The sequence below is a fragment of the Marinobacter sp. OP 3.4 genome, from assembly GCF_036224885.1.
GTDB lineage: Bacteria > Pseudomonadota > Gammaproteobacteria > Pseudomonadales > Oleiphilaceae > Marinobacter.
Genome location: NZ_JAVVLT010000079.1, coordinates 1 through 18882, shown reverse-complemented (window position 1 = coordinate 18882; position 18882 = coordinate 1). Strand labels below are relative to the sequence as shown.

At 61.5% G+C, this 18882-nt stretch carries 14 protein-coding genes and 1 tRNA gene; 7 read left to right on the top strand and 8 right to left on the bottom strand.

What is annotated here, in order from left to right:
- Positions 1 to 2: 2 nt before the first annotated feature.
- Together RO069_RS13730 and RO069_RS13725 are read right to left on the bottom strand one after the other, a co-directional pair.
- On the bottom strand, positions 3 to 458 hold the full coding sequence (locus tag RO069_RS13730) for a phosphatidylglycerophosphatase A family protein (RefSeq protein ID WP_328188287.1): 456 nt from the start codon (positions 456 to 458) through the stop codon (positions 3 to 5).
- Positions 459 to 531: 73 nt separating this feature from the next.
- Positions 532 to 1494 carry a hypothetical protein gene (locus tag RO069_RS13725; RefSeq protein WP_328188286.1) on the bottom strand — a complete coding sequence of 321 codons (963 nt, stop codon included), beginning with the start codon at positions 1492 to 1494 and terminating at the stop codon, positions 532 to 534.
- Positions 1495 to 1841: 347 nt separating this feature from the next.
- On the opposite strand from RO069_RS13725, the gene RO069_RS13720 reads away from it, so the two are divergent.
- On the top strand, positions 1842 to 3797 hold the full coding sequence (locus tag RO069_RS13720; protein WP_328188285.1) for an alkaline phosphatase family protein: 1956 nt from the start codon (positions 1842 to 1844) through the stop codon (positions 3795 to 3797).
- Positions 3798 to 3861: 64 nt separating this feature from the next.
- Positions 3862 to 4872, top strand: a complete 1011-nt coding sequence (locus RO069_RS13715; RefSeq protein ID WP_328188284.1) for a sodium:calcium antiporter — start codon at positions 3862 to 3864, stop codon at positions 4870 to 4872.
- Positions 4873 to 5019: 147 nt separating this feature from the next.
- Here RO069_RS13715 and RO069_RS13710 read toward each other — a convergent pair.
- Positions 5020 to 5096: transfer RNA gene (locus RO069_RS13710), tRNA-Arg, on the bottom strand.
- Positions 5097 to 5199: 103 nt separating this feature from the next.
- Here RO069_RS13710 and RO069_RS13705 point away from each other — a divergent pair.
- Together RO069_RS13705 and RO069_RS13700 are read left to right on the top strand one after the other, a co-directional pair.
- Entirely contained in the window at positions 5200 to 5934 is a 735-nt protein-coding gene (locus RO069_RS13705) for a TIGR04283 family arsenosugar biosynthesis glycosyltransferase (RefSeq protein ID WP_328188283.1), read from the top strand.
- On the top strand, positions 5931 to 6572 hold the full coding sequence (locus RO069_RS13700; protein ID WP_328188281.1) for a TIGR04282 family arsenosugar biosynthesis glycosyltransferase: 642 nt from the start codon (positions 5931 to 5933) through the stop codon (positions 6570 to 6572). The genes RO069_RS13705 and RO069_RS13700 overlap by 4 nt, the downstream gene beginning before the upstream one ends.
- Here the strand turns inward: RO069_RS13700 and RO069_RS13695 are convergent.
- Both RO069_RS13695 and RO069_RS13690 read right to left on the bottom strand, forming a co-directional pair.
- Positions 6551 to 9388, bottom strand: coding sequence for an insulinase family protein (locus tag RO069_RS13695; protein WP_328188279.1), 2838 nt, complete (start codon positions 9386 to 9388; stop codon positions 6551 to 6553). The genes RO069_RS13700 and RO069_RS13695 overlap by 22 nt on opposite strands.
- Positions 9389 to 9433: 45 nt before the next feature.
- The gene (locus RO069_RS13690; protein ID WP_328188278.1) at positions 9434 to 9730 is read right to left on the bottom strand and encodes a hypothetical protein; all 297 of its coding nucleotides are present in this window, start codon (positions 9728 to 9730) and stop codon (positions 9434 to 9436) included.
- A 220-nt stretch (positions 9731 to 9950) separates the two neighbouring features.
- On the opposite strand from RO069_RS13690, the gene RO069_RS13685 reads away from it, so the two are divergent.
- Positions 9951 to 11933, top strand: a complete 1983-nt coding sequence (locus RO069_RS13685; protein ID WP_328188276.1) for an SDR family oxidoreductase — start codon at positions 9951 to 9953, stop codon at positions 11931 to 11933.
- Positions 11934 to 11961: 28 nt separating this feature from the next.
- Here RO069_RS13685 and rnt read toward each other — a convergent pair whose 3' ends face one another.
- Complete coding sequence (gene rnt, locus RO069_RS13680) at positions 11962 to 12630, bottom strand: ribonuclease T (protein ID WP_442915373.1); 669 nt, start codon at positions 12628 to 12630, stop codon at positions 11962 to 11964.
- Positions 12631 to 12698: 68 nt separating this feature from the next.
- A complete protein-coding gene (gene pyrC / locus RO069_RS13675; protein ID WP_328188274.1) occupies positions 12699 to 13733 on the bottom strand; it encodes a dihydroorotase in 1035 nt (344 codons plus the stop codon).
- Positions 13734 to 13868: 135 nt separating this feature from the next.
- Between pyrC and RO069_RS13670 the strand changes: the two genes are divergently transcribed.
- On the top strand, positions 13869 to 14822 hold the full coding sequence (locus tag RO069_RS13670) for a flagellar protein MotY (protein WP_328188272.1): 954 nt from the start codon (positions 13869 to 13871) through the stop codon (positions 14820 to 14822).
- A gap of 53 nt (positions 14823 to 14875) precedes the next feature.
- Here RO069_RS13670 and RO069_RS13665 read toward each other — a convergent pair whose 3' ends face one another.
- Positions 14876 to 15805, bottom strand: a complete 930-nt coding sequence (locus RO069_RS13665; RefSeq protein WP_328188270.1) for a histone deacetylase family protein — start codon at positions 15803 to 15805, stop codon at positions 14876 to 14878.
- A 184-nt stretch (positions 15806 to 15989) separates the two neighbouring features.
- Here RO069_RS13665 and RO069_RS13660 point away from each other — a divergent pair, with 184 nt between their 5' ends.
- Positions 15990 to 18734 (top strand): bifunctional acetate--CoA ligase family protein/GNAT family N-acetyltransferase, encoded by a 2745-nt coding sequence (locus tag RO069_RS13660; protein ID WP_328188269.1) that lies wholly within the window; start codon positions 15990 to 15992, stop codon positions 18732 to 18734.
- The last annotated feature ends 148 nt before the right edge of the window (positions 18735 to 18882 follow it).

The following is an 18882-nucleotide window of genomic DNA, read 5'->3' as shown; positions in this document are numbered from 1 at the left end:
AGTCATCGGCTATGGCTCCATCGCCATAGTTCAGCCCCCATACGGAGCATCATGAACGCATAGATGGCGGCCAACACATCATCCAAAACGATTCCCACCCCACCTCCGATGGCTTCTACGTGATGGATGGGCGGAGGTTTGGTTATATCGAATATTCGGTACAAGGCGAATGCCACCATCATCTTCCAGGGGGGGCGCGCCAATGCTCCCCCGAGAATCACGATTGGGAAGGCCAGAAATTCATCGGCAACAATTTGTGGGGCATCGCCGCCGCCGAGCCAAATCGACGCCCAGTGGCAGAGCGGCACCCCGATAGCCAGCAAAGCCACCGTGAGGATGACCTGATTAGTCAGTGTGCGCCCAACCAACCACCATGCCAGGGGGATGCCAAGCAACGAACCAAGGGTTCCCTGGGCGAAGGGCAGCCAGCCTAACCAAAACCCACCGGCGAGCAACATTACTGTGCTTTCTACAATCAGTTATAAACCTGTTTTGGCACCTGATCTCTTTGGTAAATAAGAAAACAGGTATTTAAATAATCTCTACACCCTCACATTTATATCGGCCTATTAATGTATCGTCCTGCAATACGTTGCCATCAAGGTCGAAGCAGAACAAATAGGTCTCAGTGCGATCACCGACTTCAACACTTTTCAGGCCCACGCATTCATTGGGGTAACCCGGGATAATCTTGAAGGAAGAAATGCCTCGTTCCGGTACGCGCTCGCCAATTGTGAGGGTGCGTATGTTTGTAAAATTTTCATTCGCAATGATCAGAGTATTGGCGCCTCGCTCACGTTCGTCGAGCTTCTTATCAAAGGGTTCGGTAGAGATTTTGCGCGGGAAAAATAGCCATTCTTGGCGATAGGGGTGCCATTCCGCTGCTTCATGAATCACGTAGCCATTCGGTCCGACGCCTAAGGCTTCCCGGATGTGCTGGTAGTTTTCACGCCAGTCAACGCTGTCCAGCCCATATTTGCGGTCCAGGATCTTAATCCACTCTTCCTGGGGCTTTTTACCATGGCTTCCGACAATCATATCGTCGCCCTTGAGGGTGGCCCACTCGCTTTTGAAGCCCTTGAACTTTTCGTCACCACTGCCAGTCATCAGAATATGGCGGGGAACAAGGTGATTCTTGTCGCGGATTTCACATACGAGGCCGGTACGGTCGTCAAAGGTGATCAAACGCTTGCCGAACTTTACGAGTTCCGAGAACTCTGCGCCTCTCCCACCTTCGGCAATCAGACTGATCAATTGATGTTCGCCGCCCTGGTCTTCCGGGATTTCGTCAAGGCGATAACTGACCTTTCCTGTGCCCGGATCAACGTCTCGATAGAGCTTGTCGTAGCGGAGGGTTGACTTCCAGGCGGTCTGGCCATCCTCCAATTCAACCTGTGATGCGTGGTCTTCGTCGGTAATGATGGCGAGGGTGTATTCACGGGTTTCTGCCCCGTAGCGTTCCAGGCGTGCGATGTCGGCGGGTTTCTGATTCATGGGAGTCCTCCGGGCATAAATAAGGGTTGGCCCCGTACCTTGGGCAACTGAATCGGATTTTCCAGAATCTCAGTCACATCACCTAACTGTCTACTCTACATAGGCTTTTTCGTCTCGATAGACCTCTGCGTAAGGAGGCTCAGTGTCTCGAACCTGCTCATCAAATCACCCCACTGATAGTGACTGGAGGCGTGGTGAGCCAGCGAACGTGCCGGTCCTTTGAAGTCTTCACCGATTCACATTATTGTCGTCCGGGCGATGCATGCAAAGTACTCACAGTATCGAACAAGGTGTGACGAAAGGTTAGGGAAACATCGATAAACATCAAAGTGTGTCGGGAGAATTGAATGAGCGATCAGTTTCGGCAGCCCTTGCCGCCTGTTTTGGCGGGGCCGCTTCTCAGGCACACCACCTGTGACAGGCTTACCCTCTGGCTGGTGGGGTCCTGTTCGCTGAACCTGCGATTGCGCCTGTATCTTGAGAATTCAGGCGAGCCCTGGTTTGATCGGTTATTGACGGAAAAGGAAGTCATCCGGGTGCGGATCGGGGCTTCTGCCTGCCTGCATCTGATCGATATTGAACTCGACGATGCGCTGCCGGCGAACACCCGCATCGGGTACGACCTGGGTGTGTCCAACGCCGAGTCTCCCGGGGCTGCAGATGGTGAAGATTCCTGGATAGCGGATTGGGCGCCACACCTGTGCATGCCGGGCGCTACTCGGCCTGATTTTGTTCTCAAGGGGCGGGTAGATCGACTGATCCATGGGTCCTGCCGGCGGCCTCATTCCCCAGCAGCCGATGGGCTGGTCAGGGTGGACGAAATGCTACTGGAAGCCCGGTCTGACCTTGCCAAACAACCCACTTTGATGCTGATGACCGGCGACCAGATCTACGCCGACGATGTTGCCGGCCCCATGCTTCGTGCCATACACAGCCTGATCGATTGTCTGGGGCTGTACGACGAAGTGCTTACCGGCAGTTCGGTCAGTGACAGCACGGAATTGCGGGACAACCCGGACACCTACTTTCACCGGGAAAAACTGCTACCGGATATCCGCAGCAACGAGGCGCTGCTGGAGCGTTTCTTTGGCGGCGTCAGAAAGCCGGTCTTTACCACCGCCAGTGCCCACAACCACCTGATCTCCCTGAACGAAGTCATGGCCATGTACCTGTTGGTCTGGTCACCCGTGTGCTGGCGCCTGGTCAGCAGTGAGCAACCGACCCTGTCCCGGGAAGATGAAGCGGTCTACCAACAGCAACAAGTCGCCATCGACGCCTTCGTGGCCGGATTGCCCCTTGCATCAAGGACTCTGGCGCACCTTCCCACCTACATGATCTTCGACGACCACGATGTGACGGATGACTGGAACCTTTCCGCTATATGGGAAAGTACAACCTACGAACACCCTTTCTCCCGCCGCATTGTGGGCAACGCCCTGATTGCCTACCTGCTGTGCCAGGGGTGGGGAAACAGTCCTGATGCCTTCGGTGACATCATGCCAGCCCTCCAGAAACTGGCGACATCGGCAGAGCAGGGCGCTGTGTTCGACCAAACCCGGCAGGACCAGCTTATTGATGAGCTGCTGCAGTTTGAACAATGGCATTACAGCCTGCAGACGTCGCCAAGGATAGTGGTGCTGGATACCCGCACCCGCCGTTGGCGCAGCGAACTCAACCGCGCCAGGCCCTCAGGCTTGCTTGACTGGGAAGCGCTGACCGAATTCCAGCAGGACATCATGGGCGAAAAGGCTGTAATCGTGGTGTCTCCTGCGCCCATGTTCGGCGTCAAACTGATTGAAGCGATCCAGAGCGTGTTTACCTTCTTCGGGAAATCTCTGGTGGTGGATGCCGAAAACTGGATGGCCCACCGGGGTGCGGCCAGTGTGCTGTTGAACATTTTCCGCCACTCCCGCACCCCGGAAACCTTCGTGATTCTTTCAGGAGACGTTCACTACTCCTTTGTCTACGACGTGCGGCTTCGCCACAGGCCGGACCGGCCCAGAATCTGGCAGATCACAAGCAGTGGCATCAAAAACGAATTCCCTCACACCCTCATGGAGTGGCTCGACCGGATCAACCGCTGGCTCTACGCACCCTGGTCGCCACTGAACTGGTTTACCAAGCGAAGGCGCATGCGGGTAACACCCCGCGAACCGGAGGGCCGTGAAGCCGGTGAACGGCTGTGGAACGCGGCAGGGGTCGGTATGGTGCAATTGGACGATCAAGGGGTACCGACTAAGATAGAGCAACTGAACTCGCGCTCCGGCGGAACACAGTTCCCGCCGCCGGAGCGCTATCGATGAACCTGAAACTCGCGCCCAGAGCCAACAATCGGGAGGCTGTATTTTTCAATTATTAGTCTGGACAGTGGTCGCCGTCATCGGTACAGGCATCGTCTGGAAGGGCAGCGGCCTGCTCGAATCCGCCAGTGAACGCCTGTCGCTTTATTACAGGCTGCCCGAGATCGTTCAGGGCGCGATTGTTGTGGCTATTGGCTCCAGTTTTCCGGAGCTGGCGACGGTGGTGGTATCCACGCTGGTGCATGGGGAATTCGAGCTGGGCGTCGCGGCCATCGTAGGCTCGGCTCTGTTCAATATCATGGTCATACCGGCGTTGTGCGGACTGGTTGCCAAAGATCAGCTTATGACAAACCGGGACCTGGTTTATAAGGAAGCGCAGTTTTACATGATAGCCGTCGCCGCTCTGCTACTGATGTTCTCGTTTGCGGTGATTTACAATCCGGTGGAATCAGAGGGGGGCGTCCTTCGTGGTGAGCTCACCCGTTGGCTTGCCATCATGCCGCTCGCGCTTTATGGGATCTACGTATTTGTCCAGTATCAGGACACCATGGACTATCACTCCGATGAAGACGTGTCCCACGTTCAGCCTGGAAAAGAGTGGGCCCGCCTGGCTGGCGGTCTGGCACTGATCCTGGTTGGTGTTGAAGGGCTGGTTCGGGCGGCCGTTAACTTTGGCGATATTCTGGGTACCCCAAGTTTTCTCTGGGGTATTACCATCGTAGCCGCAGGAACTTCGATTCCGGATGCTTTTGTTTCCGTCCGGGCTGCCCGTAATGGTAAAGGCATCACCAGTACGGCCAACGTGCTGGGCAGCAATATCTTTGATCTGCTCTGCTGTATTCCAATCGGGGTGCTGATCGCCGGCACAGCGATCATCAATTACTCAGTCGCGGCCCCGATGATGGCCGTTCTGACCCTTGCGACACTGGTGCTGTTCCTGATGATGCGAACAGACATGATTGTAAGCCGCAAAGAATCCTGGACCTTGCTGACGATGTATGGCGCGTTTGTCGTCTGGATGGGGCTGGAATCGGTTGATCTGACCAATCTGATCGTCAATTTTCCGCCGGGGACATAACGATCCATTGAGGTGTGTTCCCCTTAAGTGCTCCCAAAAGAGATGGCTGAGCGTGGATCTCGGAGGCCCAAAAGGTTAACTGAGAGAGTTTACTTTCCTAAGAAGCAGGGCGGTATTGAGGGTGATGGCGCCTGATGGAATTGCAGATGGTACCCCCGGCAGGACTCGAACCTGCTACCTTCCCCTTAGGAGGGGGACGCTCTATCCAGATGAGCTACGGGGGCCTTTCGCTGGAAAGGCCGGTATAATAACGGGGTGGCGCCTGTCTCTCAAGGTGGGTGTCCGAATCCGGTGGTGTCATTCACTTTTTCTGCCTCGGAGTGCCTTGTGCCTCGGTCGCCTGCTGTCAGCGTTATAGTTCCCGTCCTGAACGAATCCATCTCCATTGTGCCGGCCCTTGAGCGGCTTCTGCCCCTGCGTGATGCCGTTGCCGAGGTCATTGTGGTGGATGGTGGCAGTACCGACGATACCGTGGCTCTGGCGACGCCGCTGTGTGACCGGCTGGCGGTGTCCAGCCCGGGCCGGGCCGTGCAGATGAACCAGGGGGCGGCGGTGGCCCGGGGGCAGGTGTTGCTGTTCCTGCATGCGGATACGGAACTGCCGGACGGGGCTGACCGGCTGCTGGCGGATTTCTCGGCCAGTGAACGGGCCTGGGGGCGTTTTGATGTGCGCCTGAGCGGGCGGCGCCCGTTGTTCCGGGTCATAGCCTCTATGATGAACGCCCGCTCCCGCTTTACGGGGATTGCCACTGGTGACCAGGGCATCTTTGTCCGCCGCACGGTGTTCGAGGATCTGGGCGGCTACCGGTCCATGCCCCTGATGGAGGATGTGGAGTTGTGCCGCCGACTCCGGCGAATATCTCCACCTTTCTGTATTCGTACCCCCGTGGTCACTGACAGCCGTCGCTGGGAACGGCATGGCCCCTGGCGCACGATTTTCCTCATGTGGCGCCTGCGCTGGCGGTACTGGCGGGGTGCCGATCCGGCGGATCTGGCCCGTCAGTACCGGTCGGATGTCCGGCGCTCCACCAACCCGATAACCCATAAGGCGGATTCACCATGAGCCCGACGGTGCAGATATTCCAGTTTGCCAAATGGCCACACAAGGGCAGGGTGAAAACCCGCCTGGCCGCGACCCTGGGGGATGATGGCGCTCTTCACGCCCACGTCACCCTGACCCTGACGGTGCTGGAACAGTTGCGGCTATGCGGCTATCCACTGGCCCTGGCCTGGGACCATGACCTGGACGAGCCTCCTGCGGAAGCGGGGCCCATCCTGAATGCGGTGGCCGGGTATGGCATCGGGCAGCTGATCCAGCAGGGGCGGGATCTGGGCGAGCGGATGACCCAGGCACTGTCGCGAGGCCTGCAGGAGGCCGACAGGGCCATTGTGGTGGGCAGCGATTGCCCCTCCGTGGACGCGGATTACGTGGACCAGGCCGTCGCGGCCCTGGAGGAAGCGGATGTGGTCTTTGGTCCATCGGATGATGGCGGCTATGTGCTGATCGGCGCCCGTCGCACCACACCGGGGATGTTGCGGGAGGTGGCCTGGGGCAGCGAGACAGCCCTGGAGGAGAGCGTTGCCGCAGTAAGCAACGCGGGGCTCAGTGTCGCAACCCTGGCCCCGCGCTGGGATGTGGACGAGCCCGAGGACTGGGCCCGTTTCCTGTCCGAATTCGGTCAGTCGCCAACTGGCGGCTGATCCCGGAGTGTGCGGAGGACATCGTCCGAGGCTTCCGCATCGGCGCTGGTGGTGACCAGCAGACTGGCCTCATGGTCCTCCAGGGCGGCATCGAAGGTCGCCATGAGTTCGGCCCTGGTGACCTGTTCAACGGCGGCGGAGAGCCGTTCCCGGGTATCGAAGTCCGTGGCCTGTCGGTCGATTTCCCGCCAGTAGCGTTGGGATACATCGGTCAGGCGGCGGTCCTGTTCCATCAGGTTGCTGATGACGGCCTGCCGTTCCCGCTCCAGCTCGTCCTCCGGCATGCCTCCAATCTGTTGGCGGAAGTCATCGGCAAATGCCTGCACGGCTTTATCAATGGTATCGGCACTGGCGTCCGGCGATTGCACCACCAGCCCGATGGCGGGTGTCTCCAGCATCTCGAACGGTGTTGCATAGACCACATAGCCCAACTGCCGGTTGGTGCGAATTTCCTCATAGAACGCGCTGCTGATCACCTGGGCCAGCAGCCGGTAGCGGCCCCGTTCGTCAAACCCGGTGCTGCTGCCCTGGCTGTAGCGTACATAGCCGGTGTCCGGATGGGGTACCGGCAGGGTGACCACGGTCTCACCGGCGGGAAGGTCCCGTACCGCGCTGCGGTTGACGGTGGCCGGTTGCGAATCATGGAACAGCACGGCGTTGGCCTGCTGGGCGGTATTCAGTGCGAACGCCGGGGTGGCGTTGCCATGGACCAGCATGACGGCGTCCATGCGGGCGGTGAAGTCCCGGGCGAACTCCCGCAGGTCTTCCACGGTCAGGGACTCGGCCGCTGACAGTTTCTCCTGGCTGGTCCAGGCTCCCTGGACCAGGGCGTCCTGGACGAAGCCGGTCGCCTGCGCCACGGGCTTGTCCTGGAGGCTGTTGCGCAGGTCGTCCATCAACTGCTGCCGGGCGATGCGGAATCGCTGTTCGGTAATCTCCGGGTCGGCCAGGGTGGCCATGATCCGGTTCATCAGCGCCGGCAGCCGGTCGTGGTAGCCCCCGGTCCGGATCGTCAGTCCGCGCAGGTGCGGATACACCTGGTAGTTCAGTCCGGCAACCTGTGCGGGGTAGGCCCAGGGGTTAAGCTGGACGGAGACGGTGTCCGCCAGCAGGCTGGTCAGTACCTGCCCCCGGGGCGAGGCCGTGGTCAGGGGCGACCGCAGGCTCAGGAAGATGTTGGCTTCCGGGCGGCCGAAACGGGTATCCCGGGCGTACCAGACCTCCAGGTCCTGCAGGGTGGCCAGTTTTTCCGGCTGTTCCATGGATTCGCCGTCCACCATGGACAGGTCCTCGGGGATAAACGGGTTCTCGTTTGGCAGTGCCAGTTGGGCGGACAGCTCTGCCACCTGGTCGCCACCGGTGGGCACCTCGATACCGGTATCAAGCTGGTAGGGTGTGTCATACCACCGGGTGCGGCTGGCGTCCTCGGGTAGTGCCTGTTTGCTCTGGACCACGATCAGCAGGTTGTCGGGGGTCAGGTGCCCGAGCAGGTCGCGGTATTGGGCCGGTACATAGTCGGTCATCATCCACGGGGCCTGCAGCACATCCTCCGGGGCCACTTCCTGCATCTGCATGGACAGCCGCATGGCCAGGTGGACCGGGTCCGGCCGCTGCTGGTAGCGGAAGTCGATCTCGGAGAGCTGCTGGTCCTCCTCGAACCGGAAGCGGTCAATGCCCTCGGTGCGGACCAGTTCGATATAGTCGAAGGTAAGGGCGACGATGTCATCCTGGTGTTTCATGCCCTCGTCGGTCAGGGCCATGGTCAGCTCCAGGCTGGACTCTTCACCGGTATCCGTACCGCTACCTGCGGACAGACTCTCCACCCAGCCGTGACGCTTGAGCACGTCCAGCAGGCTACCGGGGCCTTCATGCCCCAACAGGCTGGCGACATAGTGGAGCGGCTTGGTCCGGTAGTGTTCCTGCTGGGACGGGATGGGAAAGATCAGCCGCAGTTGGCGGATATCCTTGATGGTCTGCACCTGGAGTTTCGCCGGCAGGGTGTCCGGGGTGAACAGTGGCCGGGGGTAGGTCTTTTCCGTGAGGTTGCGGTTCTCGATGGCGCGGAAACTGGGGCGCACCATGGCCTCCAGCTCGTCCAGGGACTGCGGGCCGTAGACCGCCAGGGTCATCAGGTTGGCGGAGTACTGGTCCTTCCAGAACTCGATCAGGTCGTCCCGCAGTGGCCGCTCACCGGAATTGTCCAGGGTCTCCAGGTTACCCACGGAGAACTGGCTGAAGGGGTGTTCCGGGTTGCTGATGGCCTTGCGGACGGAGTAGTAGCGGCGACCGTCGTCCTTGAGGGAGGCGCTGTATTCCGAGTGCACCGCGTTGCGTTCCCGGTCCACCAGTTCCGCCGTAAACAGCGGGGCCGAGAACTGCTGGGCAAAGCGGTCCAGAGCCGGCTCCAGATGGTCGGGCTGGATATCGAAGAAATAGTTGGTGTCCTGGAACGCCGTGAAGGCGTTATGGCTGCCGCCATGGCTGCTGATGAACTGCTGGTACTCCCCGGGGTTGGGGTATTTCTCGGTGCCCAGGAACAGCATGTGTTCCAGGAAGTGGGACAGCCCGGCGCGGTCCTCCGGGTCATTGCCGCTGCCCACCGCCACGTTGAGGGAGGCCGCCGCCTTGTCCGCGTCCGGGTCGGAGATCAGCAGTACCTCCAGGCCATTGTCCAGGCTCAGGTAACGGTAGTCGTTGGTGTCCGCCGGGCTTTTCACCGGCTCGATGGCTGCCTGGGCCAGGGTAGCCACCCACAGCAGGGTGAACAGGGCGGCGGAGCGGGCAAGGCTCATCTTGGCGACGGGCGTCATCCTCATTCAGTACATCCTTTACCGGGTTATGCGTGTTGGGGAGTTTTCGGGTCAGTGGATCCGGCCCTGGTTGGCCGCGTTCGGGTGCTGGTCCAGGGTGATTCGCGCCAGGGTGGCGGCGTCCTGGTTGTCCAGGTCACCGGTGGCGATACGTTCGAGCACCGATGCCATCACGGCAATGGCCTCCCGCTGCTCGGCGAATTCGGCCTGGAAGGCCTCGTCAATGGCCTGGTAGACCGCCTGGATCTTCTCCTCACGGCTGCCGCTGTCGGTGGCGGTATCGTTGATGGCCCGAAGGCAGGCGCGTGCAATGGAAATGTAACGGTCAGCGTTGTCCTGGCTGGGCATTCAAGGATCTCCTGATTGGATCAGCCGCATCTGGGCGGCCATGTCGATGCATTGGGACACGGATTATCGCATCTGGTTCCCCGGCATGCATGTGATGTTGGTGTCTGCCTGTCTGGTGGTGGATAAAAGTCGATGCCATTTCCGTTTGAGGAATCAGCGGGATGGCATACAGTATGAGTAGGTGCACAAACGACAAAAACAACCCAAGGACGTAACCATCATGAACTATTTTCTGACCGGTGGTACCGGCTTTATCGGCCGTTTTCTGGTGGAGAAACTGCTGGCGCGGGGAGGCGATGTCCACCTGCTGGTGCGAAAGGAATCCCTCGACAAGCTGGAAGCTCTGCGAGAGCGCTGGGGACCGGCATCCGACCGGGTGCACGCGGTGGTCGGTGACCTGGGCACGCCCGGCCTGGGGCTGGACGCCAAGACCCGCAAGGCACTGACAGGCAAGGTGGACCATTTCTTCCACCTGGCGGCAGTCTATGACATGGCCTCGGACGCGGCCACCCAGCAGCAGGCCAATGTGGAGGGCACGCGCCATGCCCTGGAGGCCGCCAGTGCCCTGGAGGCGGGCTGTTTCCACCATGTGTCGTCCATTGCCGCAGCGGGCCTGTACAAGGGCACCTTCCGGGAGGACATGTTCGACGAGGCCACCAACCTGGACCACCCCTACCTGAGCAGCAAGCACGAATCCGAGGGCGTGGTACGGCAGGAATGCCAGGTACCATTCCGCATCTACCGCCCGGGTATGGTGGTGGGGCATTCCCGCACCGGCGAGATGGACAAGACAGATGGCCCCTACTACTTCTTCAAGATGATCCAGAAAGTCCGCCGTGCCCTGCCGGAGTGGGTGCCAACCATCGGTGTGGAAGGTGGCCGGCTGAATATCGTGCCGGTGGATTACGTGGTGGACGCCCTGGACCATATCGCCCATCAGCCGGGGGAGGACGGCCTGTGTTTCCACCTGGTGGACCCGGAACCCTACAAGGTGGGGGAGATTCTCAACCTGTTCTGCGAGGCCGGCCACGCACCGCGCATGGCCATGCGGGTGGACTCACGGATGTTCGGGTTCGTGCCGCCGTTCATCCGCCAGTCCCTGAAGAACCTGCCACCGGTGAAGCGCCTGACCTCGGCGGTACTGGAGGACCTGGGCATTCCGGAATCCGTGCTGTCGTTCATCAACTACCCGACCCGCTTTGACGACCGGGAGTCCGAACGGGTCCTCAGGGGCAGTGGGATCGAGGTGCCCCGTCTGGCCGATTACGCCACGGTACTGTGGGATTACTGGGAGCGGAACATGGACCCGGACCTGTTCCGGGACCGCAGCCTGCGGGGCGCGGTAGCCGGCAAGGTATGCGTGATCACCGGGGCGACCTCGGGTATCGGCCTGTCCACGGCGCAACGGCTGGCGGATGCCGGGGCGATACTGGTGATCGGCGCCCGCAAGCCGGAGCGGCTGAAGGAAGTGGCGGAGTCCCTGCGAGGCCGGGGCGCCGAGGTTCATGCCTACCAGTGTGATTTCGCGGATATGGAGGCCTGTGACGGCTTCGTGGCCCAGGTGCTGGAAGACCACGGCACGGTGGATGTGCTGATCAACAATGCCGGTCGCTCCATCCGCCGGTCACTGGCGCTGTCCTTCGACCGCTTCCACGATTTCGAGCGCACCATGCAACTGAACTACTTTGGCGCCGTGCGCCTGATCATGGGCTTCGCGCCGGGGATGCTGAAACGTAAAAAAGGGCATGTGGTGAATATCTCGTCCATCGGCACCCTGACCAATGCGCCCCGGTTCTCGGCCTATGTGGCCTCCAAGTCGGCGCTGGATGCCTTCAGCCGTTGCGCGGCGGCGGAATGGTCGGATCGCAATGTCACCTTCACCACCATCAACATGCCCCTGGTGAAGACGCCGATGATCGCGCCGACCAAGATCTATGACTCGGTGCCCACGCTGACCCCGGACGAGGCGGCGGACATGGTGACCGAGGCGATCATCCACCGGCCCAAGCGCATTGCCACCCGGCTGGGGGTGTTTGCCCAGGTCACCCATGCGGTGGCGCCAAAGCTGGGGGAAATCGTCATGAATACCGGCTATCGTATGTTCCCGGATTCACCGGCGGCATCCGGCAAGCGGGGTGATCAGCCCAGGGTGACCTCCGAGCAGATCGCCTTTGCTGCGCTGATGCGGGGTATCCACTGGTAGTCGACTGCTGCAGCAGGGCAGCAGGCGATCAGCCGCTGGCTGACTTCTCGGTATCTGGCTGTTCCGCCTCGGACTTTTCCGGGGCGTTGGCTTCCGGCAATGGAAAGCCACCCAGGGCCTTCCAGCGGTTGACGATGCCGCAGAACAGGTCGGCGGTTTTCTCCGCATCGTAGGCGGCGGAGTGGGCTTCCTTGTTGCTGAATTCCAGCCCCGCCCGTTTGCAGGCTTCCGCCAGTACCGTGTGGCCATAGGCCAGGCCCGCCAGGGTGGCGGTGTCAAAGGTGGAGAAGGGATGGAAGGGGTTGCGCTTGATGTCCGCCCGTTCCGCTGCCGCAAACACGAAGTTGTGGTCAAAGGTGGCGTTGTGGCCCACCAGCACCGCCCGCTTGCAGTCATGCTCCTTCACCGCCTTGCGGATGGGGTTGAACACCGCCCGCAGGGCTTCCTTCTCGTCCTCCGCGTCCCGATCCTCGGCCCAGGGATCGATGCCGGTGAAATCCAGCGCGGACTTTTCCAGGTTGGCACCGTCGAAGGGTTTGACGTGCCGGGCGATGGTTTCGCCCCGCTGCAGCCAGCCGTCCTCGTCCATGGTGATCAGCACCGCCGCCACCTCCAACAGGGCATCGGTGCGGGCATTGAAGCCGCCGGTTTCCACATCCACCACAACGGGCAGGAAGCCCCGGAAGCGCTGAGACATGGGGTGGGCTTTCACAGTGGCTTCGTCAGTCACAACATCTCCAGATCGGGATTGGGTAAAGGCTGAAATCACGCCAGGCGCCAGCGCAGGGTTTCGCCGGCCCGCAGGGGAACAATGGCACCATCGGCCAGGGGGAGCCGTTCCGGTACGGTCCAGGGCTCCCGCTTCAGGGTGATGGTGCCGCTGTTGCGGGGCAGACGGTAGAAATCCGGGCCGTTGAAACTGGCAAAGGCTTCCAGCTGGTCCAGTACGCCCAGGTCCTCGAATATCTCCGCATACAGTTCGATGGCGGCAAAGGCAGAGTAGCACCCGGCACAGCCACAGGCGGTTTCCTTCTTGCCCAGGTCATGGGGCGCGGAATCCGTACCCAGGAAGAACCGACGGTCGCCGCTGACCACGGCGTCCCGCAGGGCCTGCTGGTGCACGTTGCGCTTGAGCACGGGCAGGCAGTACAGGTGCGGGCGGATGCCGCCCACCAGCAGGTGATTACGGTTATACATCAGGTGCTGGGGGGTGATGGTGGCTGCCAGTCGGTCGCCGTCGTGCTGCTTGACGAATTCGGCGGCATCGCCGGTGGTGATGTGTTCCAGCACCACCCGCAGCATTGGATGGCGTTCCATCACCGGGGCCAGCACCTGGTCGATAAAGGCCTTCTCCCGGTCGAAGATGTCCACATGGTCGTGGGTGACCTCGCCATGGACCAGCAACAGCATGCCGCACTCGGCCATGGTGGCCAGTACGTCGTCAATCTCTTTGATGTCCCGGACGCCGGAAGCCGAGTTGGTGGTGGCGCCGGCCGGGTACAGCTTGGCCGCCGGGATGCCGGCCCGATGCGCCTCGCGAATATTGTCGGGTGTGGTTGTACCGGTGAGGTACAGGGTCATCAGGGGCTCGAAACCGGTGTGCTCACCCCGGGCCGCCAGGATGCGGTCCCGGTAGTCCAGGGCCTGCTGTGCCGTGGTCACCGGGGGGGCCAGGTTGGGCATGATAATGGCCCGGGCAAACCGCTGGGCCGTGGCAGGCACCACATCCGCCAGCACATCGCCATCCCGTACGTGCAGGTGCCAGTCGTCCGGTCGGGTGATGGTGATCTGATCGGTCATGGGGCCTGGGTCTCCGGTATCAGGGTTGCCTTCTGGAAAACGCCGCGAGTATACCAGAAGGTCAGGGCTAAAGAATCCGCGCTGGCCGCCGATAGCCTTCTCAGGTGCACCTTTATCAGATCTCCGGAAACGGCCATGGTCAGACACGATTGTTCAACGGACACACCAGCAAACAACCGGTTGCCGGGTCGCAAGGCCCTGCTGGCCCTGCTTGTGGCCGGGGGACTGGTGGCCAGCCTGCCCACTGGTGCACGCAGCTTTGGGGCCGGGCTGGAGAACAGCGAATGGTACCTGTCCGAATCCGTGTTCGACTGCACGCTGACCCATGACGTGCCCGGTTACGGTCGTGCGGTGTTCCGTCACCGGGCCGGTGAGGACCTGGGCTTCTACCTGGAGGCGGACCTGCCGCTGATGCGACCGGGGCGTGGGCTGCTGGTGGTGGAGGCGCCGTCCTGGCGTCCGGGCGAGCCCACGCAACGGCTGGGTTATGTCGATGTCAGCGACGACCGCAAGGTGGTGGAAGTGGGTCAACGGGAAGCCATGGCCATGATGGAGGGGCTGCTGTCCGGCATGGCGCCCACCGTGACCCGCCAGGCCCGGTACCAGGGTGACCCGGTGCGGGTGCGGCTGTCCAATATCAACTTCCGTTCCGAATTCGACGGTTATCGCCGCTGTGTAACGGGGCTGTTGCCGGTCAACTACGAGCAGATCCAGCGTTCCCGTATTCCCTTCGCTTCCGGCAGTACCTCGTTATCGGACCGGGACCGGCAACTGCTACGGAATATCGCCACCTATGTGGCGGCGGATCCGAGCATCACGCGGATGTTTGTGGATGGCCATTCCGACAGCATGGGGAGTCGTATCCAGAACCGGGCCCTGTCCGAGGAGCGCGCCCAGGTGGTGGCGGATTACCTGATGGAAGTGGGTGTGCCCGAAGACCTGATCGTGATCCGCTCCCACGCGGACCAGTATCCGGTGTCCGGCAATCCGGCGGATAACCGGCGAACCAATATTCGTCTGGAACGGGAAGGGGACAATCAGGGTGTACAACGGGCGGACCGTGACGCCTTTGGTGGCGCCAGCGGCTAGTGCGCCGTGCGGCACACTAGTACTCAGACGGGACACCAGAACCGTCGGCAGGACTATCGGCCAGCCCTGACCAGCTCGCCGACATGGGCACCCACGCTCTCGGCCAGCGCCGTGAGGTGGTAGCCACCCTCCAGGGTGGAGACCAGACGGTCGTTGGCGTATTCCCCAGCCAGTCCGGTCAGCATCTCCGTCAGCCAGAGGTAGTCCCCGGTTTCCAGGTTCATTTCCGCCATGGGGTCCATGCGGTGGCCGTCGAAGCCGGCGGACACCAGGATCAGTTGCGGCTCGAAGGCCTCCAGCCGCGCCAGCCAGCCATCCTTCACCCGATCCCGGTAATCCTGCCCCCCACATCCGGCGGGCACCGGCACATTCACGATATTCTCCGGCAGGCGGTAGACGTGGGAGTGGGGGTAGAAGGGATGCTGAAAGCTGGAGCACATCAGGATGCGGTCGTCCCCCTGGACGATATCCACGGTACCGTTGCCCTGGTGGACATCGAAATCCACGATCGCCACCCGTTCCAGGTGATGGAAGGTCAGCGCCCGCATGGCCGCCAGGGCGATGTTGTTGTAGAAGCAGAAGCCCATGGACTTGGCCCGCTCGGCGTGGTGTCCTGGTGGACGGGCGCAGATAAAGGCGTTGGTCACCTGACTGCTGAGCACCATATCCACCGCCTCGATATTCGCCCCTGCGGCCAGCCGTGCGGCCCGCAGGGTATCGGGCATCAGTGCGGTATCCGGGTCGGTGAACACCCGGCCCTTGGTGGGCTGCATCAGGTCCAGCTGGTGCAGGTATTTCTCGGGATGCACCATCATCAGCTGGTCACGGGTGGCCTCATCAGGCCGGACCCAGTCCAGCTCCTGGTCCAGGCCGGTATCCTCCAGGTAACTGATAATGCGGCTGAGGCGCTCTGGGCATTCCGGATGCTCTGCGCCCATGTTGTGCTTGGCGCAGTCGTCATGTGAGAAAAACGCGGTAGTCATGTATCGATAGGGTCCTGACGGCGCTGGACTTGGAGTTGTTAAAGCAATGGTAACAGGGATCGTTGACCTTCGCTGTGTTTCTTTGGTCGTAAGCAATCGGGATAAGGAATTCGTTTTACATCAAGGACGCAGGGCCTAAGATAGGCACTATCCCATGGCGTTATTGGTCGAAGGAGACTGCATTTTGGGCACCCGCTACCTGGAAAGCCTGTTCAACCCGTCGTCGATCGTGGTGGTCGGCGCCTCGGAACGTGCCGATAACCTGGGGGGCATGGTGCTTCGCAACCTGCTGGGCGGTGGCTATCCGGGCCGCATGCTGGTGATCAACCAGAACGGCTACGAGTCAGTACACGGGGTGCCCTGCGTATCGGGGGTCTCGAAGATGGACTTCAGTCCGGAACTGGCCATTGTCTGTACGCCGCCCGACACGGTGCCCAAGGTGGTGCGACGATTGGGCAAGGCCGGGGTCCGCACCGCCATGGTGATGACCGGTGGTATGTCCCGGGCCCACTCCCAGACCGGACAGCCGCTGATGTATTCCGTGGGGGACGCGGCCCGGGAAACGGGTATCCGTGTGCTGGGGCCCAACACCATCGGCCTGATGGTGCCGGCCCGCAGCCTGAATGCCACCTATGCCCACATGGGCGCCCTGCCGGGCAAGGTGGCGTTTGTGGGGCAGTCCGGCAGCGTGGCCAGTTCGGTGATCGACTGGGCCTTTGCCCGGGGTGTGGGCTTCTCCTACTTCCTGACCCTGGGGGATTCCATGGACATCGATCACGACGACCTGATCGATTACCTGGCCCAGGACTCCCAGACCCGCGCCATCCTGCTGCATATCGAGAACATCCCCAACCCCCGGCGGTTCATGTCGGCGGTACGGGTCGCCGCCCGCACCAAGCCGGTGATCGCCGTGAAGAGCGGTCGGGTGCCGGAATCCGAGTGGATACGCCATGAACTCCCCGCCGGCCTGCACCGGGCCGATCCCATCTACGATGCCATGCTGCAACGGGCCGGTGTGCTGCGGGTGGACGGCCTGGGGCAGATGTTCGACGCCCTGGAAACCCTGTCCCGCATGCGCCCCCTGAAGCGGGAGTCCCTGGCTATCATGGCCAACGGGGTGGGGCCTGGCGTACTGGCGGTGGACCGGCTGGCGGCGCTGGGGGGAGAGCTTGGTACCTTATCCAGTCAGTCCATTGACGCCCTGGCGGAAATCCTGCCGCCGTACTGGACCCGCAAGAACCCCATTGACCTGAACTACGATGCCTCGCCGGACCTGTATGCCAAGGCGATCCGGATCCTGGCCAAGGATCCCGAGGTCCATAACGTCCTGATCATGTATTCCCCCAGTCTGACCGAGGACAGCCTGCAGATTGCCGATGCCGTGGTGCAGGCGGTCAAGGGCACGCGGCTGAACGTATTCACCTGCTGGCTGGGCCAGAGCACGGTGATGGATGCCCGTGACGAGTTCTACCGGGCCGGCGTGCCGTCGTTCTTCTCCCCGGAGAAGGCGGTCATGGCCTTCATGCAGCACGTCAACCACCAGCGGGTGCAACGGCTGTTGCAAGAAACCCCGGAGTCGTTCACCGACCACTTCGCCGACCATGCCAACACCCGCCGGATTATCGTCAACGCCCGTCGACAGGGCCGCAACCACCTGGCCAACCGCGAGGCCCGGGACATTCTCAACGACTACGGCATTAACACGGTGCCCACGGTGTACTGCGACGACGTGGAGGAGGTTGTCGAGGCTTTCGCCGTCGAACGTCGGCCCATCGACGTCACCTTGATGCACCAGCGTGCCTGCCATCCGTTCATGGAATACCAGTCAGGCCAGGGCCGCTACCGCTCAACCGTGCACGGCCTGACCAACGAGGACGACATCATCGACGCCTGCCGGCAGTTGATGGAGGACTACCAGAAGTACTTCCCGGACAGCGGTTTCCTGGGCTTTGCGGTGCAGCGATCCTATACCCATATCGACGGCATCGCCTTCAGCGTCGGCATCACCCGGGATCCACTGTTCGGCCCGCTGGTGGTGTGCGGCGCCGCCGGCGCCCAGATCAATGTGATGACCGACCGCCAGATTGCCCTGCCGCCCCTGAACATGGTGCTGGCGCGGGAGGTACTGCGGCGAACCTACATGTTCCGGCTGCTGGAGGAATTCAGCACCCAGCCGGAACGGGATATCCGCGCCATCTGCGAGGTACTGATCACCCTGTCGCAGATCGTCATCGACCTGCCGGAAATCCGGGGCCTGGAGATCTCGCCGCTGCTGTTCGACAGCGATCGCATCATGGCGGTGGACGTGGCCATCGACCTGGCGGACAAGCCGGGTAAGCCGATCATCCAGCCCTATCCCCGGGAACTGGAGGAATGGATTGTACTGCCCAAGTCCGGTCGCCGGGTCATCATCCGCCCGGTCCTGGCCGAAGACGAGCCGGCCCACCGGGCCTTCCACGAACTCCAGTCGCCGGAGTCCATCCGCTACCGGTTCTTCCAGTTCCGCAAGCACTTCTCCCGGGAGGACGTGGCCCAGATGGTGCAGATCGACTATGACCGGGAGATGGTGTTCATCGCCAACGCACCCCGGGAAGACGGGGAAGGGGAGGAAACCCTGGGCACAGTCCGGGTCTGGACGGACGCGGACAACCTGCGCTGCGAGTTTGCGGTGATGGTGCACGACAAGATGAAAGGCGAGGGGCTGGGTGTGGCCCTGATGCAGAAGATGATCGACTACTGCCGCTCCCGGGGCACCATGGAGATGGTGGGCAACGTTTTGCCGGAGAACCGCCCGATGCTGCAGCTTGCCGAGCACCTGGGGTTCCAGATCCAGTACAACCGCGAAGAAGAAGTCATGGATTTGCGGTTGGTGCTGAATGAGCCTGAGAAGGACTGGCAGCGGGAGCGGTTGGCTAAGGCTCACCACTGAGTTTGTTCTTTGGCTCACGCACTTCAACTCTTTTCGTGGAGTCCCACACCCATGAGATCTGCACTGAGGTTCGGCGGGCGTGGGCAGGAGGCTCTTTCCGGGACCTTCAAAAACAGGGACGTTTTTGAAGAGCCTCCATGGATGGATT